This is a genomic window from Pantoea sp. Lu_F5_004 (assembly GCF_051136245.1).
GTDB classification, from domain to species: Bacteria; Pseudomonadota; Gammaproteobacteria; order Enterobacterales; family Enterobacteriaceae; genus Pantoea; species Pantoea agglomerans.
Window position 1 is genome coordinate 3,794,754 of sequence record NZ_CP194946.1, and the last position, 25,192, is coordinate 3,819,945.

At 56.1% G+C, this 25,192-nt stretch carries 23 protein-coding genes; 8 read left to right on the forward strand and 15 right to left on the reverse strand.

Going from position 1 to position 25,192, the window contains the following annotated elements; translation table 11 throughout:
* Positions 1-2: 2 nt before the first annotated feature.
* Positions 3-1,787 (reverse strand): GMC family oxidoreductase, encoded by a 1,785-nt coding sequence (locus ACR8BN_RS17610; RefSeq protein ID WP_434747184.1) that lies wholly within the window; start codon positions 1,785-1,787, stop codon positions 3-5.
* 2 nt (positions 1,788-1,789) lie between these two features.
* Positions 1,790-2,524 carry a gluconate 2-dehydrogenase subunit 3 family protein gene (locus ACR8BN_RS17615; protein ID WP_033787533.1) on the reverse strand — a complete coding sequence of 245 codons (735 nt, stop codon included), beginning with the start codon at positions 2,522-2,524 and terminating at the stop codon, positions 1,790-1,792.
* A gap of 276 nt (positions 2,525-2,800) precedes the next feature.
* Between ACR8BN_RS17615 and sbmA the strand changes: the two genes are divergently transcribed.
* The 3 genes from sbmA to ACR8BN_RS17630 all read left to right on the forward strand — a co-directional run bounded on the left by sbmA (position 2,801) and on the right by ACR8BN_RS17630 (position 4,929).
* Positions 2,801-4,042, forward strand: a complete 1,242-nt coding sequence (gene sbmA, locus ACR8BN_RS17620) for a peptide antibiotic transporter SbmA (protein ID WP_010672044.1) — start codon at positions 2,801-2,803, stop codon at positions 4,040-4,042.
* 234 nt (positions 4,043-4,276) lie between these two features.
* Complete coding sequence (locus tag ACR8BN_RS17625) at positions 4,277-4,630, forward strand: type II toxin-antitoxin system RelE/ParE family toxin (protein ID WP_143991134.1); 354 nt, start codon at positions 4,277-4,279, stop codon at positions 4,628-4,630.
* Positions 4,630-4,929 (forward strand): helix-turn-helix domain-containing protein, encoded by a 300-nt coding sequence (locus tag ACR8BN_RS17630; protein WP_010252120.1) that lies wholly within the window; start codon positions 4,630-4,632, stop codon positions 4,927-4,929. The genes ACR8BN_RS17625 and ACR8BN_RS17630 overlap by 1 nt, the downstream gene beginning before the upstream one ends.
* A 122-nt stretch (positions 4,930-5,051) precedes the next feature.
* Here ACR8BN_RS17630 and ACR8BN_RS17635 read toward each other — a convergent pair whose 3' ends face one another.
* From ACR8BN_RS17635 to ACR8BN_RS17645, 3 genes are all read right to left on the reverse strand, one after another.
* Positions 5,052-6,104, reverse strand: a complete 1,053-nt coding sequence (locus ACR8BN_RS17635) for a YncE family protein (protein WP_434747185.1) — start codon at positions 6,102-6,104, stop codon at positions 5,052-5,054.
* A 202-nt stretch (positions 6,105-6,306) separates the two neighbouring features.
* Positions 6,307-6,516 carry a DUF1471 domain-containing protein gene (locus ACR8BN_RS17640; protein ID WP_009092571.1) on the reverse strand — a complete coding sequence of 70 codons (210 nt, stop codon included), beginning with the start codon at positions 6,514-6,516 and terminating at the stop codon, positions 6,307-6,309.
* Between the two features lie 212 nt (positions 6,517-6,728).
* Positions 6,729-7,916 carry an MFS transporter gene (locus tag ACR8BN_RS17645; protein ID WP_010252123.1) on the reverse strand — a complete coding sequence of 396 codons (1,188 nt, stop codon included), beginning with the start codon at positions 7,914-7,916 and terminating at the stop codon, positions 6,729-6,731.
* 104 nt (positions 7,917-8,020) lie between these two features.
* On the opposite strand from ACR8BN_RS17645, the gene ACR8BN_RS17650 reads away from it, so the two are divergent.
* Positions 8,021-8,986: an AraC family transcriptional regulator gene (locus ACR8BN_RS17650; RefSeq protein WP_064704971.1), complete on the forward strand. Its 966-nt coding sequence runs from the start codon at positions 8,021-8,023 to the stop codon at positions 8,984-8,986.
* Between the two features lie 22 nt (positions 8,987-9,008).
* Here ACR8BN_RS17650 and ACR8BN_RS17655 read toward each other — a convergent pair whose 3' ends face one another.
* The 6 genes from ACR8BN_RS17655 to gltP form a co-directional block, all read right to left on the reverse strand.
* Positions 9,009-10,553, reverse strand: a complete 1,545-nt coding sequence (locus tag ACR8BN_RS17655; protein WP_193585616.1) for a methyl-accepting chemotaxis protein — start codon at positions 10,551-10,553, stop codon at positions 9,009-9,011.
* 228 nt (positions 10,554-10,781) lie between these two features.
* Positions 10,782-12,236, reverse strand: coding sequence for a PTS N-acetylmuramic acid transporter subunit IIBC (gene murP, locus ACR8BN_RS17660; protein WP_193585615.1), 1,455 nt, complete (start codon positions 12,234-12,236; stop codon positions 10,782-10,784).
* Positions 12,236-13,147: an N-acetylmuramic acid 6-phosphate etherase gene (murQ, locus tag ACR8BN_RS17665; RefSeq protein WP_031591757.1), complete on the reverse strand. Its 912-nt coding sequence runs from the start codon at positions 13,145-13,147 to the stop codon at positions 12,236-12,238. The genes murP and murQ overlap by 1 nt, the downstream gene beginning before the upstream one ends.
* Before the next feature lie 404 nt (positions 13,148-13,551).
* Positions 13,552-13,926, reverse strand: a complete 375-nt coding sequence (locus ACR8BN_RS17670; protein ID WP_033780420.1) for a helix-turn-helix domain-containing protein — start codon at positions 13,924-13,926, stop codon at positions 13,552-13,554.
* A gap of 119 nt (positions 13,927-14,045) precedes the next feature.
* On the reverse strand, positions 14,046-14,321 hold the full coding sequence (locus ACR8BN_RS17675; RefSeq protein ID WP_434747186.1) for a type II toxin-antitoxin system RelE family toxin: 276 nt from the start codon (positions 14,319-14,321) through the stop codon (positions 14,046-14,048).
* Positions 14,322-14,538: 217 nt separating this feature from the next.
* Positions 14,539-15,840, reverse strand: coding sequence for a glutamate/aspartate:proton symporter GltP (gene gltP / locus ACR8BN_RS17680; RefSeq protein WP_010252141.1), 1,302 nt, complete (start codon positions 15,838-15,840; stop codon positions 14,539-14,541).
* Between the two features lie 584 nt (positions 15,841-16,424).
* Here gltP and acs point away from each other — a divergent pair.
* The 3 genes from acs to ACR8BN_RS17695 all read left to right on the forward strand — a co-directional run bounded on the left by acs (position 16,425) and on the right by ACR8BN_RS17695 (position 20,502).
* Complete coding sequence (gene acs / locus ACR8BN_RS17685; RefSeq protein WP_434747187.1) at positions 16,425-18,380, forward strand: acetate--CoA ligase; 1,956 nt, start codon at positions 16,425-16,427, stop codon at positions 18,378-18,380.
* A gap of 140 nt (positions 18,381-18,520) precedes the next feature.
* Complete coding sequence (locus tag ACR8BN_RS17690) at positions 18,521-18,850, forward strand: DUF485 domain-containing protein (protein ID WP_031591760.1); 330 nt, start codon at positions 18,521-18,523, stop codon at positions 18,848-18,850.
* Positions 18,847-20,502 (forward strand): cation acetate symporter, encoded by a 1,656-nt coding sequence (locus ACR8BN_RS17695; RefSeq protein ID WP_022625224.1) that lies wholly within the window; start codon positions 18,847-18,849, stop codon positions 20,500-20,502. Before ACR8BN_RS17690 ends, ACR8BN_RS17695 begins: the two co-directional genes overlap by 4 nt.
* 82 nt (positions 20,503-20,584) lie before the next feature.
* Here the strand turns inward: ACR8BN_RS17695 and ACR8BN_RS17700 are convergent, their stop codons facing one another.
* The 3 genes from ACR8BN_RS17700 to ACR8BN_RS17710 form a co-directional block, all read right to left on the reverse strand.
* Complete coding sequence (locus ACR8BN_RS17700) at positions 20,585-21,130, reverse strand: YfaZ family outer membrane protein (protein ID WP_010252147.1); 546 nt, start codon at positions 21,128-21,130, stop codon at positions 20,585-20,587.
* 136 nt (positions 21,131-21,266) lie between these two features.
* Positions 21,267-21,962, reverse strand: coding sequence for an LrgB family protein (locus tag ACR8BN_RS17705; protein ID WP_010252149.1), 696 nt, complete (start codon positions 21,960-21,962; stop codon positions 21,267-21,269).
* Positions 21,955-22,380, reverse strand: coding sequence for a CidA/LrgA family protein (locus ACR8BN_RS17710; RefSeq protein WP_434747188.1), 426 nt, complete (start codon positions 22,378-22,380; stop codon positions 21,955-21,957). The genes ACR8BN_RS17705 and ACR8BN_RS17710 overlap by 8 nt, the downstream gene beginning before the upstream one ends.
* Before the next feature lie 103 nt (positions 22,381-22,483).
* Here ACR8BN_RS17710 and ACR8BN_RS17715 point away from each other — a divergent pair, with 103 nt between their 5' ends.
* Positions 22,484-23,386 (forward strand): LysR family transcriptional regulator, encoded by a 903-nt coding sequence (locus tag ACR8BN_RS17715; RefSeq protein WP_010252153.1) that lies wholly within the window; start codon positions 22,484-22,486, stop codon positions 23,384-23,386.
* 44 nt (positions 23,387-23,430) lie between these two features.
* Here ACR8BN_RS17715 and ACR8BN_RS17720 read toward each other — a convergent pair whose 3' ends face one another.
* Entirely contained in the window at positions 23,431-25,080 is a 1,650-nt protein-coding gene (locus tag ACR8BN_RS17720) for a Na+/H+ antiporter (RefSeq protein ID WP_031591761.1), read from the reverse strand.
* Positions 25,081-25,192 lie beyond the last annotated feature (112 nt).

The following is a 25,192-nucleotide window of genomic DNA, read 5'->3' on the forward strand; positions in this document are numbered from 1 at the left end:
CCTTATGCCTGCACCAGTGGGCCTGGGTTTTTCAGGTAGTGTTCGCGAATCGCTTTAGCTGACCAGTAGGTCAGCGCCGCCACCATGCCGGTCGGGTTGTAGCCCAGTCCCTGCGGGAAAGCTGATGCGCCCGGTACAAACACATTCGGCACGTCCCAGCTTTGCAGATAACGGTTAACCGCACTGGTTTTTGGATCGTCGCCCATGATCGCCCCGCCACTGATATGGGTAGTCTGATAAACCGTGGAGTCGAAATGGGTGCCCGGCTTTTTCGCGCCGCCGATGATCATCTTCGGATTCATCGCTTCCGCGATATTGCGCATCTTACCGACCATGAACTGCGCCATTTTGATGTCGTTCTCCTGCCAGTCAAAGGTCATGCGCAGCAGCGGCTGTCCATAGGCATCTTTGTAGTTGGGATCGAGATCAAGATAGTTGGCGCGATAAGACTGATGGGCGCCGTGCGCATCCATCGACAGATGATGGGTGTAGGTATCCGCCACCGCCGCTTTCCATTTGCTGCCCCAGTTGGGCGAACCCGCCGGCACCGGCAGGCCGGAGATCGGTTTGGTGCCCGCCTGGTTAACCCAGAATGGCGAACCACCAACAAAGCCCAGCGGCCCATGGTCGAAGTTATCCGCGTTGAAATCATCAACCGCAACACCTGCGCCACCCGCACCGATAAACGGATTAGTGGTGGTGTTCTTATCAAACAGCGCCTTCAGCGTAGAGAGGTTCTGATAGGCGAAGTTGCGGCCCACGGTCCCTTCGTTGGTAATCGGGTTGTAGGGTTTGCCGATGCCCGACAGTAGCATCAGGTGAACATTGTGGAACTGGAAGGCGGAGAGGATCACCAGGTCAGCGGGCTGAATCTGCTCGCGGCCCTGCCCATCCACATAGGTCACGCCGGTCGCACGCGTTTTGTCATCGCTGAGATTGACCCGCAGCACATAAGAGTTATTGCGCAGCTCAAACTTCGGCTCCTGACGCAGCGCAGGCAGGATATTGACGTTAGGCGACGCCTTGGAATACATGTAGCAGGCGTAGCCGCTGCAATAACCGCAGAAGTTGCACGGCCCCATCTGTGCGCCGTAGGTGTTGGTATACGGACCCGAGGTATTGGCGGATGGCAGATCGTAAGGGTGATAACCGACCGACTCTGCCGCCTGAGCAAACAGCTGCGCCGAGTAGGTGCGCTTCTGCGCGGGCAGCGGGAAGTTATCTGAGCGATCGGGCGCAAACGGGTTGCCGCCTGTATCTTTGCCGACCACTTTGCCTTTGATACTCCAGGCGCTGCCTGAGGTGCCAAAAACCTTTTCCGCTTTGTCGAAGAACGGCTCCAGCTCATCGTAGCTGACGCCAAAATCCTGAATCGTCATGCCTTCCGGAATGAAGTTCTTGCCGTAGCGCTCTTCGTAATGGCTGCGCAACCGCAACTCAACCGGATCGACACGGAAATGGACGCCGGACCAGTGAAGACCCGCGCCACCGGTACCGGTGCCGGGCAGAAACGCCGCCAGCTGACGATAGGGCACTGCGGTCTGCGACGCATCATGACGAATGGTCACGGTGCTTTTGGAGAGATCCTGGAAAAGCTTTTTGCGGACGTTATAGGTCAGCTCATCAATGGACTGCGGATAGGAGCCATCAGGATAGGTATCGCGATGCGGTCCGCGCTCCAGCGCCAGCACATTCAGGCCCGCTTCGGTCAGCTCTTTTGCCATAATGGCACCCGCCCAGCCGAAGCCGACAATCACCGCATCCACTTTTTTCATTTCGTTTGCCATGCTTAGCTTCTCTCCCCGCGAATCGACACTGACGGGAACGGATAACGTTCGCCGCGCTCTACCCAGTCCATAAAGTCGGCGCGTGCGCCAGGGAAGTTAATCAGCTTCCAGCCGACCATGCCCTGATTCCCGCCGTGTATAGGATCGCTGAAGAAGCCTTCACGGGTATTCTGCAACAGGAAACTAAAAAAGACTTTTGCCGGCAACTGGCTGAATTCAGCACTGCCACTTTCCATCGCCTGCAGTAAGGCATCCTGCTGCTCGCCACTGAGCTGGGCGAACACCTTGCCGTGCTGCTTTTTGCTGTAATTATCGGCATCGGCCAGACCGAGGCGGTAGATCTGCTGTGGCACCAGCGGCAGCTGATAGCCCAGCTCTTTCGGCAGGTCGGGGTTAAACGGCCCCTGCATATACCAGTTCGACCCTGTGGCATACGGCGTATTCATCTGACGATCGATAAACTCAGGCACGCCTGCTTCCAGCGCACCAGGCCCGCGTTCATCGCTGGGGATAAGCCGTGCCACGGCGGCGGTAATAAAAGCAAACTCTTCGGCGGTGAACCAGTTCGGCTGGTAGTCGCGCGCCTGCTGTGGCGTGGCCGGGGTTTCAGCCGCCTGTGTGGCCAGCGGCAGGGAGAGTGCACCCATCGCTGTGGAACCTACCGCCATTGCAGGCGCCAGGGTGATTGTCTTCAGCAAAAAATCCCTGCGTGAATGACCCTTTTTTTGTTCTGACATGACATTGCCTCATTCCCGCGCTGACCGGCGGTATGAAAAAAATAGGTGGTTGCGTTGTAATGGTTTTTATCAGCAGATACAGGCCAGGAGCCTGTTTGTTACCGGTAACAAACAACCTATTGTAACACTGCCATTCACAAAGATTTAGTTCCAGGAAACAAAACCGCACAATTTCATTAACATCTGCCCCCTTCCTGTCATTAGCAGAAACAACAGACTACAGACAGCGACCCGTCAAAAACGTTATAACAGGCAACACACAACAGCGGAGTGCCTATGTTTAAGTCTTTTTTTCCGCGGCCAGCGCTGTTTTTCAGCTCTGCGGCTGTCTGGAGCTTAGTAGCGATTTTTGCCTGGTTCGGCTTTGCCGCGCATCTGCCCGGCATCTGGCCCACCTTTGAAACAGCAATGAAACAGCCCCTGCCGACGACGGCAGCGCGTTTTATCGCCGTGAGTCAGCTCTGGTTCTACCTCTATTACTGGATCATGGTAGCCATTTTTGCCGGGGCCTGGCGGTTGATTGATGCGCATCCATGGCAACGCTGGTCAGTCTGGGGCTCCGCGCTGATCATCTTTGTTACCTGGTTTGGCGTGCAGGTCGGAGTGGCCATTAACGCCTGGTATGGACCGTTTTATGATCTGATTCAGAAAGCGTTAACCAAAGCGGGATCGGTGCAGATTGCGGAGTTTTACCATGAGGTTTTCTCTTTTCTCGGCATCGCATTAATCGCAGTGGTGATTGGCGTACTTAACTCCTTCTTTATCAGCCACTGGGTTTTCCGCTGGCGTAGCGCCATGAATAACTACTACATGCACAACTGGCAGCGTCTGCGTCATGTCGAAGGTGCCGCACAGCGTGTGCAGGAAGACACCATGCGGTTTGCGACCACGCTGGAAAACTGGGGTGTCAGTTTTATTCAGGCGATTATGACGCTGGTGGCGTTTTTACCGGTGCTGGTCGCGCTCTCCCATCACGTGAAAGATATTCCCATCCTCGGTAATATTCCTTACGCACTGGTGATTGCCGCTGTGCTCTGGTCAGTGTTTGGTACCGGTTTGCTGGCGCTGGTAGGGATCAAGCTGCCGGGGCTGGAGTTCCGCAATCAGCGGGTTGAAGCCGCCTACCGTAAAGAACTGGTCTACGGCGAAGACAATGCCGATCGCGCCACACCGCAGACGGTTCAGGAGTTGTTCAGTCGGGTGCGGGTCAACTACTTCCGTCTCTACTTTCACTATCTCTACTTCAACATCACCCGCATTCTCTATCTGCAGGTCGATAACGTGTTTGGTCTGTTTCTGCTGTTTCCATCTATTGTGGCGGGCACCATCACGCTGGGCTTACTCAACCAGATCACCAACGTGTTTGATCAGGTGCGCGGCTCGTTCCAGTATCTGATCGCCTCCTGGTCGACGCTGATCGAACTGATGTCGATCTATAAGCGTCTGCGCAGCTTTGAACAGATTCTGGATGATGTTCCGCACGATGAGATGATGCGCGAAGCGTCGGAAGAGGTGTAACTACTTAAGGATGGTGGCACGGGTCGATTGCCGCCCCACTCTCCTCAGCCACGGATCATCCCGCAAAGAACCTGCAGGACTCCTGTAACAGCAGAGATGTGCTGCTCCTGGCCCGCGAAAGCGGGCTTTTTTAATGCTTAAATCAGCCGTCATGCATGTTCTCTGGCTTGAATTTATAAGCTGTAGCTTATAATTTGTACCCTGTATGACGGAATATATACAAGGAAGTATGTCATGTGGACCGTACTCCTGAGCCCGCGCTTTGAAAGCTGGCTAAGTGAGCAGGAAGAAGCCCTGCAGGAAAAAATGTTAGCGGATCCGGGAAAGTTAAAAGTATACGGCCCTGATTTGCCTCGCCCTTATGCTGATACTCTCAAGGGCTCGCAGTACAGGAATATGAAAGAACTCCGCGTACAGTTTTCAGGAAAGCCAATTCGGGCATTTTATGCATTTGACCCTGTCCGCCAGGCTATTGTGTTATGTGCCGGAGATAAGAGTCATGACAAACGTTTTTATATCCGAATGATACGCATCGCTGACGATGAATTTTCAGCCTGGCTGGCTGAACAGGAGAAGGGAAATAATTAATGAGAACCCTGGATGATGTTATCGCCGACTTCTCCCCTGAGAGTCAGGCGCGAATCAAAAAAATGTCTGATGAAATGATTCTGGAAGTCGGGCTTCAGATGATTCGCGAAGAGCTTCAGTTATCACAAAAGACGCTCGCCGAGGCCATGGGCGTGCGTCAGCCTGCCGTTGCTCAGATTGAGCAACGCGGAAATGAGATTAAGGTTGCCACGCTGAAACGCTATGTCGAAGCAATGGGCGGAAAACTCAGTCTTGATGTGGAACTTCCGACCGGAAAAAGAGTGGCCTTTCGCATCTGAACCCTCAAAACGGCGAAAGCGATTTTGTTTAAATAAAAAAGCCACTCGTCAGAGTGGCTTTCTCGTTTACAAAGACCGGATGTAAAACAGCTTCAACACAGCAGCGTCCGGGACGTCACGCCTTACAGTGCAATACGCATCACGCTGTCAGGATTTTTTGGCGGCGCCTTGCGCGAGCCAGGCTGCTTCACGCTGACATAAAGCACCTTGCCGTCTGCCGAGAGCGCCAGACTGTTAGGCAACGCCGGGGTTTTTACCGTGCGCTTCACCTTATAGCTGCTGGCGTCGATGATGCTGACTTCACCCGCTTTACGATGAGTAACATAAAGCTCATCGCGATCACCATTAAACAGCACCGCCAGCGATTCCGGCACATCAATCCGCTGAATCACCTGCTGATTACGCAGATCAACCACCAGCACCTGCGCCTGCTTTGAATCCGTCAGGAAGGCGCGCTGACCGCGCGTATCCAGCGCGATGTTCAGGAAGAAGTGCTCTTTATCTCCGTCAATCTTCTGCTTTTTCTCAATGGCATTGGTGCGCGCATTGATCGTCACCAGTTCACCATCACCGTTGGTGACGTAGACCTTTTGCGCGTCTGAATCTACCGCCAGGCCGGTGCCCATTTTACCGGTATTCGGAATGGTGCTGACAAGCTTCAGCGTGCTGCCATCCACCACCCAGACCACGCTTTGCGGTCCCAGCCCGGTGATATAAACCCGGTTAGTTTTAGCATCAACCGCCACCTGACGCGGCTGCAATGGGCGCACTGTCTCACTGCGCTTACGGCTATCCAGCACCAGCGTGTTGAGTACTTTGCCGCTGCTGGCATCAATGGCGGTGACCGAGCCGTTAACCGTGTTACCGATATAGAGCACGTTAGTTTGCGGGTTGATCGCCGCGCCGAACGATTTCAGCGCCGTGTTGATCGACTGCTGTACTGCCAGCGTAGCCGGGTCGAGACGGAAAACGGTGCCGCCGTTACCGCTGCTGTTCTGCGCTGTCGCCACGAACAGCGCGTTATCTTTCGGGCTGACTGCCAGTTCATAGACGCCTTTACCCACGGCCTGATTGAGGTCTTCAGCCTGCACCGCCAGCCATCCTGAGGCAGAGAACAGGGCCGTAGCCAGTAACAGCGGACGCAGGGTCCGGCACGTATTGGTAATCGCTTTCATAACTTCTCCATAGTTAATCCACTGCAAACGCAGTGAAAAGAAAGCCCGACATTGCAACCAGAAACAGCTGACCAGCGGTCAGATGCAGAATTGTTTTTGAGAATAATAATTATTTCGGGGGGAAAGGGACAGGATTATTAGCGGATAAACGCCGCCAGGACGCCCAAAGGCGTCCTGTCAGCACAAGAGGGTAAAACTTAACTTATTTCAGCAGCTCAGCGGTCATGTGAACGCCGTTGTTGGTGTAAGCTTCAGTGATTTTATATGAAGCACCAGCTTCCTGAGCCTGCGCAGCGATTTTCGCTTCAGCACCATCCAGCGTAGAGTCGATGGCGGTCACAGATTGGGCGAAGCTGGCGAATGGCAGAACAGAAAGCGCGATAACAGCTGCAAAAGTTTTGATAGATTTCATGGTCAATTCCTCGGTTAATTTTTATCAGGTAAGGCGTACTGCCTTGTTGATAGATATATTAGTCCGAAAGTTGATCAGTAAAAAGCGGAGGGTTTTGCTTAACTCGTTCAGTAAAATTGATGATAAAAAGCACATTTCGCACAGTTATCACTCAAAAGGTTAATAATCTACCCTCATCAAAAAAGGCAGCATATATTGCTGCCCTTGGGAATTTAACCGTGATGTCGTACCCGGGTGAAGATGGTCAGCGCGGCCAGCAGCATCAGCACTCCGCTGGCAACGAACACACCGCCTGCGCCGCGCAGGTCAAACATCCAGCCGCCCGCCGCCGCGCCGACAGTAATCGCCAGCTGGATGGTGGCAACCAGTAACCCCCCGCCCGACTCCGCATCATCCGGCACCGCGCGCGAAATCCAGGTTGACCAGCCGGTTGGCATCGAACCAAACGCCATACCCCAGATCGCCACGCCTGCGCCTACCATCCAGCTGACATCGCCAAAGCTCACCAGCAGCAGCGCGGTGACACTCATCAACAGCGCCATGCCACTCAGGGTCAGTGATACGCTGCGGGTGACCAGGAAACCGGCCAGCGAGGTGCCAAAGAAGTTCGCCACACCAAAGGCCAGCAGCACCAGCGACAGCTGATTGAGGTTGAGCTGCGCAACACTTTCCAGAAATGGACGCAGATAGGTAAAGAAGGCGAAGTGACCGGTAAACATCATGATTACCGCCAGCATTCCCCAGCGCATCACACCAATTCGCAGCAGTGCCAGCACCCCGCCGTTGCGGGCTTTGTTCTCTGCTGGCATGGCGGGCAGGGTAAAGAACTGCCACAGCAGCGCCACCGCACCCAGTCCGGCGGTCAGCATAAAGATATTGCGCCAGCCCACCAGTCCGCCTAGATAGCTGCCCAGTGGCGTAGCGATAATCGTCGCCAGCGAGATACCGCTGAAGACGATAGAGAGCGCACGCGGCACCTGATCGGTGGGAACCAGACGCATGGTGATGGCGGTTGAGAGTGTCCAGAAGCCGCCAATGGCCATACCCAGCAGCACCCGCGCCAGCAGGATCACCGTCAGGTCAGCCGCAAACGCCACCATCAGTGCCGAAGCGATCAGCAACAGCGAAAAGACCAGCATGACGATGCGGCGGTCGATGCGCCGCGTGACGCTGCCGGTGACCAGGCTGGTAAACAGCGCCACCAGCGCGGTGATGGTGACGGTCTGTCCCGCCTGACCTTCTGATACGCCCAGGCTGTGGGCCATCGGCGTCAACAGACTCACGGGTAAAAATTCGGCGGTGATGAGGCTGAACACCCCAAATGCCATAGCAAATACCGCGCCCCACGCGGGACGGGTCGGCGAGGAAACCTCATCAGCCACTTCGGTTGTCAGACTCATGCTGCTTCTCCGGAAGATAAAAAATTGAGTGTGAGCATAGAACGCCGTGTCAGGACGATCTATGATGCTTACACCTTCATTTTTGATAATTCGTCTGGAATCACATGAGCCACTATGGAGATCTGACCAGTGAGCTGCTGATGGGGATGCGCCTCTATGGCGTGAACTATCAGCGTATCGCAGTGAGCGCGCCGTTCGGGCTGCGTTATGAGCACGCGCCGGGCCGGGCGCAGTTCCACTTTGTCGGTCGCGGCTCACTGATGGTGCGCAGCGCCTCCGGCGAGGTGTTTCAGCTCAACAGCGGCGATGCGCTGCTGGTGCCGCACGGTAAACCCCACAGCCTGATCTCCAGTGAGGAGGCGAGCTGCCAGTGTATTAAGAACATGGCGAGCAAGCCGCTCTGCGACAGCGTCTGCGCCATTGCAGCCCCGGAAGATGCCTGTGATGACGAGCACAGCGTGCTGCTGTTCAGCGCCTGCATGGCGTTTGAGCTCGGCGGCATGCAGCCGCTGATCAACACCATGCCCGATGTGATGCTGGTAAGTACCCTGCTGTCGCAATACCCGGAGATTCAGCCGATTCTGGCGGCGATGGAGCGGGAGTCGCGTACCCGCCAGGCGGGATTCGCCGGAATTCTGTCGCGTCTGGCAGACGTGGTTGCCGCGCTGATTGTGCGCGGCTGGGTAGAGAACGGCTGCGGCGAGCGCAGTGGGCTGGTGCAGGCGATGCGCGATCCACGTCTGAGTCAGGCGATTGCTGCGATGCATCGGGAGCCAGGCGAAAACTGGACGGTGGCGCGGCTGGCCAGCGTGGCAGGCTGTTCGCGCTCAGTGTTTGCCGGACGGTTTCTCAATGCCACCGGCATGACGCCGCTGCGCTATCTGACGGAGTTGCGGATGCGGCTGGCGGTGCAGCGGATTGTGAACAACGGTGAAGCGGTGGAAGCCGTGGCTTATCATCTCGGCTACGGCTCGATTGCAGCATTCAGTCGTGCCTTTAAACGGATTGTCGGTCAGTCACCAGGCGCACTGCGTGCCGGACGCGACGGCACGCAGGCGCTGGCCTCTTAACCGGGCCGCTTAATCTCTTCTCTTAACGAAAGACGCTGATCGCTTCGACCAGACGGTTAGCCTGATGAGTCATACGACCTGAAGCCTCGGCGCTTTCTGTCACGCGGGCGGCGTTCTGGTGGGTGATATCATCAAGATCTTCCACCGCTGAACTGACTTCGCTGAGCGCAGTCGCCTGTTCGGCCGTGGCGGCGCTGATCTGAGCGATCAGTGCGGTGACATTCTGCACCTGCGACACGATATCCTGCATCGTGCGGCCTGCCGCGCTGGCGTGCTCATTGCCCGAGTTGACCCGGCTGGCGCTGGTTTCAACCAGCATTTTGATTTCGCTCGCGGCTTTGGCGCTGCGCTGCGCCAGGCTACGCACTTCTCCCGCCACTACCGCAAAGCCTTTGCCCTGCTCTCCGGCCCGTGCCGCTTCCACGGCGGCGTTCAGAGCCAGTATATTGGTCTGGAAGGCAATCCCGTCGATAACGCTGGTAATATTGGCAATCCGCTTTGAACTGTCGGCAATTTCGCCCATCATGCCCATCATTTCGGTCATCACCTCGCCGCCTTTACTGGCAGCGTGGCTGGTGCCGGCTGAAAGGGTATTCGCCTCATGCGCAGTTTCAGTGTTGCTCTTCACCGTAGCGGTCATTTCGTTCATGGTGGCCGCAGTCTGCTGCACGTTGGCAGCCGCCTGTTCGGTACGGCGGCTGAGTTCGTTGTTGCTGCGGGCGATGGCGTCGCTGGCGCTCAGCACGTTGATCGCCTGGCCGCTGACATCATCCACCAGCCAGCGGAACATCAATCCGAGCTGACCGATGGCGCGCAGCGTGATACCCACCTCATCAACGCGGTCCATCTGCTCCACTTTATGGCTGGCACCGGTTGCCACGCTCAGCGCCTGTTTGCACATCCGCTCAATAGGGCGTGAAATCTGCTGCTCCAGCCACAGGCTGCAGAGCAGAAGCAGCGCAGCCATTCCCGCGGTAAAGCCTGCCAGTGCCGCGGGCGTCATGCCCAGCGCCCAGACGCCCGCCACCGAGAGGGGCAGTAACGTCAGCAGCGTTGTGCGGATCCGCCAGCGAAGGGGCAGCGTCTTCAGGATTGAGGCGGGACGACGCCAGCCGCTGCGAACCAGCAGGCCTTTGTGAAAACGTCGCCCTCTGGCGCGGCCTTCACGAAAATCCTGATAGAGCACCTCAGTCTGACGCACTTCCTCTGCCGTGGGTTTGGTGCGCACCGACATGTAGCCCTGCACTTTACCGTCGCGGACTACCGGAATGGCGTTGGCCCGTACCCAGTAGTGATCGCCATTTTTACGGCGATTCTTGACAAGTGCCGTCCAGGGCTCACCCTGTTTCAGCGTCGCCCACATGTCGGCAAACGCTTCTGATGGCATATCGGGATGACGCACCATGTTATGCGGCTGGCCGTTGATCTCGTCGGCGGTGAAGCCGCTCGCCTCGATAAACGCGTCGTTAGCGTAGGTGATGTGGCTGTTAAGATCGGTGGTCGACATCAGTGTCGCATTATCGTCGAACAGATATTCACGCTGAGAGACAGGCTGGTTGTTACGCATCAAAAGTCCTTGGAGACCCGACGTCCTGCACGCGACGGTCTGAGTGTCGGCATGAAAACTGTGGGCTGAGAGATAACGATTACCTTTTTTTATGTTTTCGGCATGCTTCTGCCTACTCTTTAGCGTTTAAGTTAAATTAATGGCAATAATAAAGCCGCTTTGTAGCGGCTTTCACATTTTTGGTTGATTATCCATCCGTTAGCCGGACTGGAGAATTCCGGCAGCGGGTCAGCTGAGGTCGACATTACGGGTGCCAAACCACCAGGTGAGCAGGAATCCGCCGATCCAGGCCACCATCAGCCCAGCCAGATAGACCGCCATGCCAGCGAAGATCCCCTGGCTGGAGGTCATCAGTGGCAGCGTGACCAGGCCGGAGGGTCCGAATACCGTGTTCATCCCGACCGGCAAACCCAGCCACGCCACCAGCCCGATAAAGAACCCGCCCAGCGCACCGCCGCCACAGGCGGTGATAAAGGGCTTGAGGCGCGGCAGTGTGACGCCGTAGATCAGTGGTTCACCGACGCCAAGCAGCCCCGGCACGATAGCGCCTTTGATCTGCGCCCGCAGCAGCGCCCCTTTTTCTGCTTTGCACCACAATGCCAGTGATGCGCCGACCTGGCCTGCTCCCGCCATCGCCAGAATCGGGAAGAGCGAGTTAAAACCCTGGGTTTCCATCAGCGCAAAGTAGACCGGAATAAAGCCCTGATGGATGCCGAACATCACCGCGATCAGGAACAGCCCGGCCAGCAGCGCACAGCCAAAGGGATTGTTATTGAGATGGATAAACAGCCACGACATCCCTTTAAACAGTTCGCCGCCCAGCGGCATGATCAACAGATAGGTGATGGCGCCGGTGATCACCAGCGTAAACAGCGAGGTGAGGATCATATCGAGATTATCGGGAATGATTTTGCGCAGCTGTTTTTCAATCCACGCCCCGATAATCGCCGCCATCAGCACGCCAATAATGTTGCCGCGCGGGTCGATCGCCAGGCCAAAGAAGTTTTCCATGCCGCTGTAGTAGCCGGTGGTGGCCGTGGGCACATAGCCGAGCACAAACAGCGAGGCGAGGATTGCGCCATTGACGCCGCTGCCGCCAAACGCTTTCTGCGCGTTGTAGCCAATCAGGATGCTGAGAAAGGTGAACAACCCTTTACCGAAGACTTTCATGTACGCCACGGTATGCAGCAGCCAGGGCGCGTGGTCACCGGGTGCATTGAGGTGGAGACTCTGTTCAATCAGCGTGGCAAATCCCAGCAGCAGCCCCGCGCCGATAAAGCCCGGAATCAGCGGAGTGAAGATGGTGGCGAAGCGCGACAGGAACTGATGCACGCCGCTGGTCTGTTTCGCCTTTAGCTGCTGCTTCTGCTGCGCCGCAAGCAGGCTTAGTTCCGCTGCTTGGCCCTGCGGTGCCAGCGCGGTATCACCCTGAGCCAGCAGGTTCTGCATCCCTTCGGCGGCGGTTTGCGCCTTGCCAGGTCCCAGCACAATCTGTAACTGTGCCTCGCTGTCGATAACGCCTAAGACACCCGGCAGGCTTTTTAACCTTGCCAGATCACTCTCTCCAGGCTGATTGAGCGTCAGGCGGAGCCGCGTCATGCAGTGACCACAGGCCGCGATATTTTGCGCGCCACCGACCGCCTGCAGGATGTCGCGCAACAGTGCCTCGGTGATTCTGGCCATTAGCGTGCTCCCGCTGCCTGTAAAGCCTGACGGATAAAGCCCTGATGCTGACTGAGCAGCGCTTTCGCCTCATCGGCAGCCAGGTCAGCCAGTACCATCAGGATGGCGGTTTTGCAGTGTCCGCCACAGGCGGTGAGCGCGGCGCTGGCGGTCGCGTCATCACAGTCAGTGGCCTGCATGACGATGTTAACCTGACGCTGCACCAGTTTTTGATTGGTGGCTTCCACATCGACCATCAGGTTGCCGTACACTTTTCCGCTGCGGATCATCGACCCGGTAGTGAGCATGTTGAGTACCAGTTTTTGCGCCGTGCCCGCTTTCATACGGGAAGACCCGGTGACCACTTCGGGGCCGACCACCGGCGTGAGCGCAATCGCGGCAACCTGCGACATGGCGCTGCCTGGATTACAGGTGAGCGATACAGTGGTTGCGCCAAGTTCGTTCGCGTATGCCAGCGCGCCCAGTACGTAGGGTGTGCGACCGCTGGCGGCGATGCCAACCAGCACATCGTGGCGGCTGAAGTGGATATCTTTCAGATCCTGCGCGCCCTGCTCCCGGTTGTCTTCCGCGTTTTCTACCGCCTGGAGTATGGCGGTATGACCTCCTGCAATCAGGCCGATCACCTGCTCGCGGGGTGTGCCAAAGGTAGGTGGGCATTCGCTGGCATCCAGTATGCCCAGCCGACCGGAGGTGCCTGCGCCGCAATAGATCAGTCGTCCACCGGCCTGGAATGCGGCGCAGATGGCGTCAACGGCGGCGGCAATCTGCGGCACGATGGCCTCTACCGCCAGCGCCACCTTTTTATCTTCATCATTGATGACGTGCAGCATCGCTTCGGTGGAGAGTTCGTCAATATTCTGGCTGGCCGGGTTGCGGCCTTCGGTGATCATCTGGCTGAGGTCGAGTTTCATGGCGGGCTCCGCAAAGGAATAAATTATTCAAATTACTAACTATCATAACGAATGATTAATTCATTGGGTGAGATCTTTTTTCGATGGATGTGGGGTGAGTCATGTTGCGGGGGATCAGATTGGTTGAGTGATGAGTATAAGCATTACGGCCTGGGTGCGGTGCATGTGAGAGGAATCGCTGAGAGACCGGTGCAGGTCAGAAAAGGTTCACCTGATCGTAAAGACGCATTCGTCATCCATGACGCTCGGCCCACGCGATGGGTTTACGACGACTTTACGCAGTCACTGCTGGTATCCGACTGAACGGAGCACTGTTTTCCCTGCAAAGACCGCGCCTCGCATCCTATGTCACTCATCCAAAAGACAATAAAAAACCACGAATCACGGGTTAAAAGCGCATCCATTTAATCAATATAGAGTTGTGACGTTCTGCAGCCATATAAAGCAGCCAGCTTCTCAAGCGTTTGTTTTTGAGGTTTCTTTCTCGACTCTAACTTCGACACGCCAGCCTGCGTGATGCCCAGTTTATTCGCCACCTCTTCCTGTGACAGGTGACGATGCAAACGCCAGGCAACATGCAAAGGAACGGATTGCCGTCGGCTGATTTTCATTACATCGTGAGGAATCGTTTCATCATCGTCTGGACCCACTTCATAAGGGACAGACTCAAACACATCATCTAAATGACGTTCAGCCATGAGCTTATTAAACAGCTCTATAGGGATGACAGCACCAGTGCGGTTCCCGCGCTCGTCCGTCAGAAACTGTATAGCATTCATGGGTAATCACTCCTTAGTGGTACGGCAGGCAACACTGTCTGATCGTCTGCCTGTGCTGCGGAACGCTAAACCCGGCTGCACAGAACTTATTGATGACGCACATTGCTCCCACCACACTGCTAGCGCTTTTTGTACGTGGTCGATGTTCTTCTTACGACTTCAAGTATATCTATCACTACTGGCTGACCTTTCTCTACCTTCCAGAGTACGCGGTAGTGACCTACTACCAGCTTCATTCGCTTCTGTTTATCATCAGTCAGCTTTTCGACTTTCAGATGAGGAATATCCGGCCATTTAGCCAGCGCCTCTACAGCATCTTCAATAGCGTTGCCCTCTTTCTGAGGCAGCCCATAAAGCTGTTTTAATGCCTTCTTCGTCCAGTTAATTTCTGGCATCCGTCAACACTCCATGTTGTCAAAGAACACAGTCAACTCACCGCAGCGAAATATAACCATAATCAATCATAATTACAATATAATTGTCGTATAACCGTGGCTTTTAGTTATAAAATTATAACCTTTTAATTTTCGGTCAACCTGTATATCTGCCATTAAAAATCTCATAAAAAAAGGCCCAACTTTCGTTGAGCCCATTTTTACGTTAATGCCGTGTTCAGCTTGCGGTCTGTGTCCGCAGCTCCAGCTCATACTCTTTCGCCTTTTCGACGTCGAACTGGTTTTCCCAGCGGGCAATCACCAGCACCGCCAGCGCATTACCAACCACGTTCAGCGCGGTACGCGCCATATCCATGATGCGGTCAACACCGGCGATAAACGCCAGACCTTCCAGAGGAATGCCGACGCTGCCCAGCGTGGCCAGCAGCACCACGAAGGAGACGCCTGGCACGCCAGCGATACCTTTCGAGGTCACCATCAGCGTTATTACCAGCACAATCTCGTCGGTCAGCGACAGGTCAATGCCATACAGCTGCGCGATAAAGATTGCCGCGATACTCTGATAAAGCGTTGAACCATCCAGATTAAACGAATAACCGGTCGGCACCACGAAGCTGGTGATCGCTTTTGGCGCGCCGTAGGCTTCCATCTTCTCCATGATACGCGGCAGCACCGTTTCCGAACTGGAAGTGGAGTAAGAGAGAATCAGCTCATCCTTCAGGATACGCATCAGCGTGGTAATCCGCAGCTTACAGAAGCGCGCCACCCCGCCCAGCACCACAAAGGCGAAGAACAGAATTGCCGCGTAAACCAGCAGCACCAGCTTAGCCAGCGGCCAGAGCGAGGCAAAGCCGAAGTTAGCAATCGTCACCGCAATCAGCGCAAACACACCCACCGGGGCATAGCGCATGATCATGTGCGTCACTTTAAACATCGCTTCAGAAATGCCACGGAACAGGTTCACCAGCGGATCGCGCTGTTCTGACGGCAGTGACGACAGGCCTAAACCAAACAGCACCGAGAAAAAGATAATCGGCAGCATGTCGCCCTTCGCCATTGAGGCGAAAATATTCTGCGGGATCAGCGACAGAATGGTGGTGACCAGGCTGTGCGGACCGCCCTGTACCTCTGCCGTTGTCGCTTCATATTTAGAGATGTCCACCGTTGCCAGCGTTGACATATCAATGCCGGTGCCGGGTTGAAATACGTTGGCCAGCGTAATACCGACCACAATGGCAATGGTGGTGATCACTTCAAAGTAGAGAATCGTTTTGACGCCGATGCGTCCCAGCTTCTTTGCATCACCCACGCCAGCGATGCCGACAATCAGGGATGAAATCACAATCGGTACCACAATCATCTTGATAAGATGAATAAAGATATCGCCTGCCGGGCTGAGAATGTTGGTGACTAACCATTCACGATTGTCTGGCTGATTATGCAACACAGCACCCACAACGATGCCAAGCACCAGGGCTGTCAGAATCTGCCAGGCCAGGCTGATTTTAAAACCTTTCATAACGTGTAATTTCCTCAGTCAAAACCCGTTTCTCTCTACTGCGAAGGTGCAGAAGACAATACACACAGGGAGTGAGCAAAAAGCCCGGTAAATTAGAGGGTGTCTTGAAACAGCGCCTCGTATGAGAATCTGATGATTCCCATACCCATTTTCAGACGCGGTCTGAGTTGATACCTGCAGAACAGGGGCGAGATAAGTACCATTTTCACTGTGGTAAATGCAACCCCTGGCGGATCCGATTAAAAGTTCACCATCTAAGCAGCATAAAGTGCTGCCAGAGCTGAAAAACCCTAACCTGCTGTTATGAAAAGTATTACTTCGATGAATTTACGCATAGCTATGCAGAAACGATTAAAAACTGATCCGGCGCGTTTGCTCGCTTTTTATTCAGGATGAAAACGTAAAAGCAATGCCTGACTTCTCCAGCGCCGCCAGAGCGTTAACCTGATAGATCAGAATGGCTTAACGCTTCTCGGGGGGATGTGTATCACGTGATCTGTGGCGCAAAAAAGAAACAAAGCTTTGGCGCGGGCTTTAATTAACCATTGATTGACATATCATTAACATCTTCAAGGAGATCCGCCATGAGCCAAATACACAAACATCCCGTTCCAGAGAATATTGCAGCAAACACCCTGATTACTGCAGAACAGTATCAGGCGATGTATCAGCAATCTGTCGACGATCCAGACAGTTTCTGGGGCGAACAGGGCAAAATCCTTGACTGGATCAAGCCTTACAGCAAAGTGAAAAACTGCTCGTTTGCACCAGGTAACATTAACATTCGCTGGTACGAAGATGGCACGCTCAACCTGGCGGCAAACTGCCTTGACCGTCATTTAGCCACGCGCGGCGATCACCCGGCGATTATCTGGGAAGGCGACGACGCCAGCGAAAGCAAAACCCTGACTTTCCGCCAGCTGCATGCCGAAGTCTGTCGCTTCGCCAACGTACTGGAACTGCTGGAAGTGAAAAAAGGCGACGTGGTGGCGATCTATATGCCGATGGTGCCGGAAGCCGCAGTAGCGATGCTGGCCTGTGCGCGTATCGGTGCCGTTCACTCGGTGATCTTTGGCGGTTTCTCACCGGAGGCGGTCGCGGGCCGCATCGTCGATTCCAGCGCCTCGCTGGTAATCACGGCCGATGAAGGGATCCGCGCCGGTCGCAGCATTCCGCTGAAGAAAAATGTCGATGACGCGTTAAAAAATCCTAATGTCACCAGCGTGAAAAACGTGGTGGTGTTCCAGCGCACCGGTAAAGATGTGGGCTGGGTTGAAGGCCGCGATCAGTGGTGGCACGACCTGATGCTGAACGCGAGCACCAACCACGCTGCCGCAGAAGTCGGCGCGGAAGATCCGCTGTTTATCCTTTATACCTCCGGCTCAACCGGCAAACCCAAAGGCGTGTTGCACTCCACCGGTGGGTATCTGGTCTATGCCGCCACAACCTTTAAGTTCGTCTTTGATTACCATCAGGATGATATCTACTGGTGCACCGCCGATGTTGGCTGGGTGACGGGCCACAGCTATCTGGTTTATGGCCCGCTGGCCTGTGGCGCTACCACACTGATGTTTGAAGGGGTGCCGAACTGGCCAACGCCGAGCCGTATGGCAGAAGTGGTCGATAAACATAAAGTCACGCTGCTCTACACCGCGCCCACTGCAATCCGTGCGCTGATGGCGGAAGGTGATAAGGCGATTGCCGGCACCGACCGCAGCAGCCTGCGCATTATGGGATCGGTCGGTGAGCCAATTAACCCGGAAGCCTGGAAGTGGTACTACAAGAAAATCGGCAACAGCCGCTGCCCGATTGTTGATACCTGGTGGCAGACCGAAACCGGCGGCTTCATGATCACGCCGCTGCCGGGTGCGACCGAACTGAAAGCGGGTTCCGCCACCCGACCGTTCTTTGGCGTGCAGCCCGCGCTGGTGGATAACGAAGGTCAGCCACAGGAAGGCGCCTGTGAAGGCAATCTGGTGATCACCGAGTCGTGGCCGGGTCAGGCGCGTACCCTCTATGGCGATCACGACCGTTTCGAGCAGACCTACTTCTCTACCTTTAAAAATGTCTACTTCAGTGGTGATGGTGCCCGTCGTGATGAGGATGGCTACTACTGGATCACCGGACGCGTCGATGACGTGCTCAATGTTTCCGGTCACCGACTCGGCACCGCCGAAATTGAATCGGCGCTGGTCTCGCACCCTAAAATTGCCGAAGCGGCGGTAGTGGGGATTCCGCACAGCATCAAAGGCCAGGCGATTTATGCCTATATCACGCTGAATCATGGCGAAGAGCCGTCGCCGGAGTTGTACACCGAAGTGCGCCAGTGGGTCCGTAAAGAGATTGGCCCGATAGCCACACCGGATGTGCTGCACTGGACCGACTCACTGCCGAAAACCCGCTCCGGCAAAATCATGCGGCGTATTCTGCGCAAAATTGCCACCGGGGATACCAGTAATCTTGGTGATACTTCTACGCTCGCCGATCCTGGCGTAGTAGAAAAACTGCTTGAGGAGAAACAGTCGATCAAAATGCCTTAAGCGCACGCTGTCCGGCGGGAAGATCGCTTCCCGCCACACCCGCCCTACGCAGTCTGTTTCGGTAGTCACAAATATTATAACCAGCTGAATCCGCGCCCTGTCGCGAGGTTCTCGCCTGCAAGCCCTCTGGAGAAAATGTGATGAATGACGCCCTTTCGAATCAGGATGCCATCAATCAACAGATTGAGCGTAATCCCCTTTTTCATGAATTAGTCCGTAAGCGCCAGGCGTTCGCGACGCTGCTGTCGCTGATCATGCTGGTGCTCTATGTCGGCTTTATCCTGCTGATCGCATTTGCACCCGGCTGGCTCGGCACGCCGCTGCATGCCGGCACCAACGTCACGCGCGGTATCCCGATTGGGGTCGGGCTGATTGTGATGTCGTTTGTGCTGACCGGCGTCTATGTCTGGCGTGCCAACGGCGAGTTTGACCGTTTAACGAAAGCGATCCTCCGCGAGGTGAAATCATGACTCGTCTCACCTTATGGCTGCTGGCCTTAATGCTGCCGTTTTCAGCGCTGGCTGCCGATGCGATAACCGGTGCCGTGCAGCGTCAGGCGACCAACTACCAGGCGATCATCATGTTTACGATTTTCGTCGGGGCCACGCTGGGAATTACTTACTGGGCCTCAAAGCGCACCCGATCACGTAATGACTACTACACCGCGGGCGGCAATATCACCGGCTTCCAGAATGGCCTGGCGATGGCGGGTGACTTCATGTCGGCCGCCTCGTTCCTGGGCATTTCGGCGCTGGTTTACACCTCCGGTTATGACGGGCTGATCTACTCGCTCGGCTTCCTGGTCGGCTGGCCGATGATTCTGTTTTTAATCGCCGAGCGACTGCGCAACCTGGGTCGCTACACGTTTGCCGATGTCGCCTCGTATCGTCTGAAGCAGATGCCGATCCGCACCCTGTCAGCCTGCGGCTCACTGGTGGTCGTGGCGCTCTACCTGATCGCGCAGATGGTCGGGGCCGGTAAACTGATCCAGCTGCTGTTTGGCCTTAACTACCACGTTGCGGTAGTCCTGGTCGGCATTCTGATGGTGATGTATGTGCTGTTTGGCGGCATGCTGGCCACCACCTGGGTGCAGATCATTAAAGCCGTGCTGCTGCTGTTTGGCGCCACCTTCATGGCAGTCATGGTAATGAAGGCGACCGGTTTCAGCTTTAATACGCTGTTCACCGAAGCGATGGCGGTCCATCCAAAAGGCATCGCGATTATGCAGCCTGGCGGACTGGTTAAAGATCCTATCTCGGCGCTGTCTCTGGGGCTGGGGCTGATGTTTGGTACGGCCGGATTGCCGCATATTCTGATGCGTTTCTTTACCGTAGCGGATGCTAAAGAGGCACGTAAAAGCGTCTTCTGGGCCACCGGTTTTATGGGCTACTTCTACTTCCTGACCTTTATTATCGGCTTCGGTGCCATCCTGCTGGTGGGCGCTAACCCGGCCTTTAAAGATGCCAGCGGCGCGCTGATTGGCGGCACCAATATGGCGGCGGTGCACCTGGCGAACGCCGTAGGCGGCAGCACCTTCCTGGGCTTTATCTCTGCGGTTGCCTTCGCCACGATTCTGGCCGTTGTCGCAGGCTTAACCCTGGCGGGTGCGTCGGCGGTGTCTCACGACCTCTATGCCAGCGTGTATCGTAAAGGTCAGGCGAGCGAGAAAGATGAGCTGCGGGTTTCAAAAATTACCGTGCTGGCGCTGGGCGTGGTGGCGATTGCGCTGGGTATTCTGTTTGAGAAACAGAACATTGCCTTTATGGTCGGGCTGGCCTTCTCGATTGCGGCCAGCTGTAACTTCCCGATCATCCTGCTGTCGATGTACTGGTCAAAACTCACGACGCGCGGCGCGATGGTAGGCGGCTGGCTCGGTCTGCTGACCGCCGTCATCCTGATGATCCTCGGCCCGACGGTGTGGGTACAGGTGCTGGGCAACGCGAAGGCGATTTTCCCCTATGAGTATCCGGCGCTGTTCTCCATGGCGGTGGCCTTCGTGGGCATCTGGCTCTTCTCGATTACCGACCATTCGCAGCAGGGCGCAGAAGAACGTTCACGCTTCCGTGCACAGTTTATCCGCTCGCAGACCGGCACCGGCATCGAACAGGGCAAAGCGCACTGATCGTGGCTTTTCGTTCATAACGAGCAGGCAATAAAAAAGGGCGGCTACCGAAGTAGTCGCCCTCTTCTTTTGCGCAGCAGAATCAGAAGCGCAGCGATGCACCCACGTACGGGCCATCGACCAGCACGTTATCTTTGCGTCCATCTTTGTTGTTCAGTTCGATGTACTGATAACCCACACGCAGGTTAAGCAGTGAAACCGGCGTGAAGCTCAGGCCGCCACCGGCTTCCTGATAGCTGTCGAGCTGATCGGTGAAAGACTCCGGCGCGTAATAATATTCGCCATACAGGCCCCACATGCTGTTGAAGCTGTAGTGTGCTGCACCACCCAGCGCCACCGCAAATCCATCTTTTCCATCTTCAGGATGGGTGAAGATCGCTTTTGCGGTCGGCGCCAGACGCAGCGGCCCGAAATCAACGTTGTAACCCAGACCGGCGCCGTAGGTGCTGCCGTCATGGTCGCTACGCAGCCAGTTACCTTTCAGAAACAGACCGGGTGTTGTGGTGCCCAGACCCACATTCAGGTTGGTGTTGTGTTCGCTGACATCAACACTGCCTTCAATCGCCTGAGCGGCACCGCTCATTAAAACCAGCCCGAGGGCGCTCCCGGCAACAAGTTGCTTAAACATGATTCCACTCCGTGAAAGGACAATTAATTCGGCCGCAAGGTTAACAGCCTGAAATGGGGAGACAACAAAATCTGGAAAACTTTACGTAAAAATACGTGTCTCAGCGCAGACCAGCGTCTGTGCGACGGAGTGTAGCCTATATTGTCCACATCAGGTGCCCAATCAGTGGGGCCAGCACCACGGTCACCACGCCAGAGAGCATCATCACCAGGCTGGCGACCACGCCCTCCTGCTCGCCAATCTGATAGGCGCGTGCCGTGCCGGCGCCGTGGGACGCCGCACCGAATCCCGCGCCTTTCGCCACGCCCTGCTTAATGGCGAGCCGCAGAAACAGCACGTCGCCGATTGCCATGCCAAACACGCCCGTGATCACCACGAACAGCGCCACCAGATCGGGCTGCCCGCCAATCGGACCCGCCGCAGCCAGCGCAAACGGCGTGGTGATAGAGCGCACGGCCAGGCTGCGCTGAATCGACTCCGGCAGGGTTAACAGCCGCGCCAGCCAGACGGAACTGCAGACGGCGACCAGCGTCGCGGTCACTACGCCCGCGCTCAGCGACAGCCAGTGGCGCTTTATAATTTCCACATTCTCATAGACCGGCACGGCAAACGCCAGCGTCGCCGGTCCCAGCAGCCAGAGCAGCCAGTGGTTTTCGGCGATGTAATCCTGCCAGCTGATATGCGTCAGCAGCAGCAATGCCACCAGCACCAGCGGCGTCATCACCAGTGGCATCAGCAGCAGCGTCCGCCAGCGCCGATAGAGCCGTTTATTCAGCGCATAAACCAGCAGCGTAACGGCTACACACAGCAGGCTGAGCAGAAAATCACGCATGCGGATCCTGCTTACGCGCGGCGCGCGCGACTTCATACTGATACAGCCGGTCCACCACCCAGGCGGTGGAAGCCAGCACCAGCAGCGTACTGACGCCGATCACCACACAGATGCGCCAGCCATCGACCCGCAGCAGATCGCCATAGTTCACCACCGCCACTACCGCCGGAATAAAGAACAGCAGCATCTCGGCCAGCAGCCAGCGTGACCCGGCTTTCACCCAGTTCAGCGGCACAATCCGCGTCACGATTAACACCAGCAGCAGCAGCATCCCGACAATATTGGCGGGCAGCGGCAGGTGCAGCCAGCTCACCAGCCGGTCGCAGGCGATAAACAGGCCGATATAGAAACCCAGCTGCAGCGGCAGGCTGAGCCATTGCACTGCGCGGTTGCTGCGTAAAGTGAGCGCTAACGCCATCACCTTGTCTCCCCGATTAAATTGATGTCACCAGTATAAATCGTCAACAGAAGGTGAAAAAAATGAATTAAAATTATCGAAATCATGCCTGAAAGGAATAGTTATGGATGTCCGCGCCCTGCGTTATTTTACTGAAGTGGTACGCCAGCAGAGCTTTACCCGTGCGGCGCAGAAGCTGTTTGTGACGCAACCGACCATCAGCAAAATGCTGCGCCAGCTGGAGGAGGAGCTGGGCTGCACGCTGATCCTGCGCGATGGTCGTCGTCTGCACCTCACCGACAGCGGCCAGGCGGTCTATCAGCGCGGCCTGGCGATCCTGCAGGAGTTTCATCAGCTGGAAGCGGAGATTGGTGACATCAACCAGCTCAAAACCGGTGAGCTGCGACTGGGTATTCCGCCGATGGTCGGTATGCAGATCGCCGGTTCGATTTCCGCGTTTCGCCGCCGCTATCCCGGTGTGAAGCTGAAAATCTCTGAATTCGGCGGTCTGACCGTCCAGCAGGCGGTGCTGGCGGGCAGTCTGGATATCGCCCTGACCGCGCTACCGGTCGATGCCGAGCTGCCACTGAACACCCTGCCCCTGATGCATCATCCGCTCTGCGTACTGCTGCCGCGTCGCCCGGAGTGGCTCAGCCGCCAGCAGATTGGACTGGCAGAACTGGCAGAGCATCCACTGCTGATTTTTAATGAGGAGTTCTCGCTGAATCGTCAGCTGATGCAGGCGTTTCAGCGGCTAAACCTGACGCCAACGGTGGCGGTTCGCAGCGGTCAGTGGGATTTTCTGGCGGCGATGGTGCAGGCGGAGATGGGGCTGGCGATTCTGCCGGAGCCGATCTGTCAGCGGCTGGATAAGCAGTCGCTGCTGTGGCTGCCGCTGGAATCGGAACTGAAGTGGAGTCTGGGATTGATCTGGCGGGAAGGGAGTTATCTGTCGCGCAGTGCGCAGGCATGGATAGCCTGCTGTCGCGAGCATTGGCCGGATGAGCCGCCGCGCCTGTCGGTGTGAAAGGCTGGCACGCCGCATTAACGCGCAGGCGTGCCAGTCAGGACTTACTCCTCTTTTTCGATCAGCAGCGCTTCCAGCAGATCCAGGTCGTGCAGTAACTTCTGCATCGTCTCATTGGAGATTTGCTGGGTGGCGCGCAGATGATAGAGCTCAGCGCGTTCGGCACGCAGTCCGGTCAGGCGGAAGCGACGCTCCAGGTTCTCAGCAAACAGCGCGTGTTCAAGGTCATTCTTCCCTTCGGCGCGACGACGTAAGTTGCCAATCACCCGCAGACTCACCTCTTTAAGCAGCTCCGGATCGATGTTCTCTTCCGACTCATTCTCCAGCCGCTCTTCCATCTTGTGCAGGCTCTCAATGGCTGCGCCTGCCATTACCGCTCGCGCATTCTGCAGCTCGCGACGGTGTGCGCCTTTATCAATGGTATCAATGCCGCGCAGCAGAATCGGCAGAATCACTACCCCTACCAATAGCGAGAAGAGAATCACGCCGGTGGCGATAAAGACCAGTTCATAACGCGCCGGGAAAGGCTCGCCGTTGGTCAGGAACAGCGGAATCGACAGGACACCGGCCAGGGTAATCGCGCCGCGCACACCCGCAAAGGAGGCGATCAGCAGTTCACGCAACGAGTAGTTGGAGAACTCCAGCGGCTTCTTCTTCAGCAGGCGTTTGCTGAAGCGCTGCATAATCCACAGCCAGCCAAAACGCACGATCATCAGCGCGGCATAGACCAGCCCGATATCGGCAAACAGCATCCAGAGTTCGACGTTCGGATCGGCCTGCGCCTGATCGACAGAGGTCTGCAGAATATCCGGCAACTGCAGGCCCAGCATCAGGAAGACCATGCCGTTAAAGACGAATTCCAGCATCTGCCAGACGCTGTTGGCACGCAGGCGCATCGCCAGCGGTGCCTGACGAATAATACCGGAACGGGTGATGGTCATACCGGCCGCCACGGCCGCCAGGATGCCTGAGACACCCAGATGTTCAGCAATCAGGTAAGAGGCAAATGGCAGCAACAGCAGCAGCACGGTCTGGGTAGCCGGATCGTCACCGCTCCAGCGGCTGAGCAAACGCAACGACTTACCGTAGAGCCAGCAGATCGCGACACCCGCAATCAGACCGCCCACTGCCACTTTCAGGAACTCAACGCTGGCACCGCCCCAGGTAAACACCATGGTGCCCATAGCGACTGCCACGGCAAATTTCAGCGATACCAGGCCCGATGCGTCATTCATCAGGGCTTCGCCCTGCACGATTGACATAATCTTCTTGGGAATACGGCCCTCGCCGACAATGCCGGAAAGCGCCACGGCATCGGTCGGTGACAGCACCGCCGCCAGCGCAAAGGCAGGGATCAGCGGGATACCCGGTACCAGCCAGTAGATCAGATAGCCGATGCCGATCACGGTAATCAGGACCAGTGCCAGTGCTAAGCCAATTATCTCGCGACCATGATGCAGGAACTCACTGATCGGCGTCTTCCAGCCATCCGCGAACAGCAGCGGCGGAATGAACAGCACCAGAAACAGCTCCGGATCAAAGTCGACATGCAGACCAAAAGTCGGCCAGGCCAGCATCGCACCAACAGCGATCTGAACCAGCGGCAACGGGATCTGAAAAGGGAGAATGCGGGCCGCGACGCCAGAGAGCGACACGACCAGCGTCATGATGAGAATTGTAAAAAAGATTTCCATGCTTTCCTTAGGCGTCGTTTCTTTCAATCATTGGTTAAGCGCTAAAGTGTAAAACAAACTGCGGTGAAGATTGTCAGCTACGCGTGCGCCGGGCGGGAAAATAGTGGAAAAT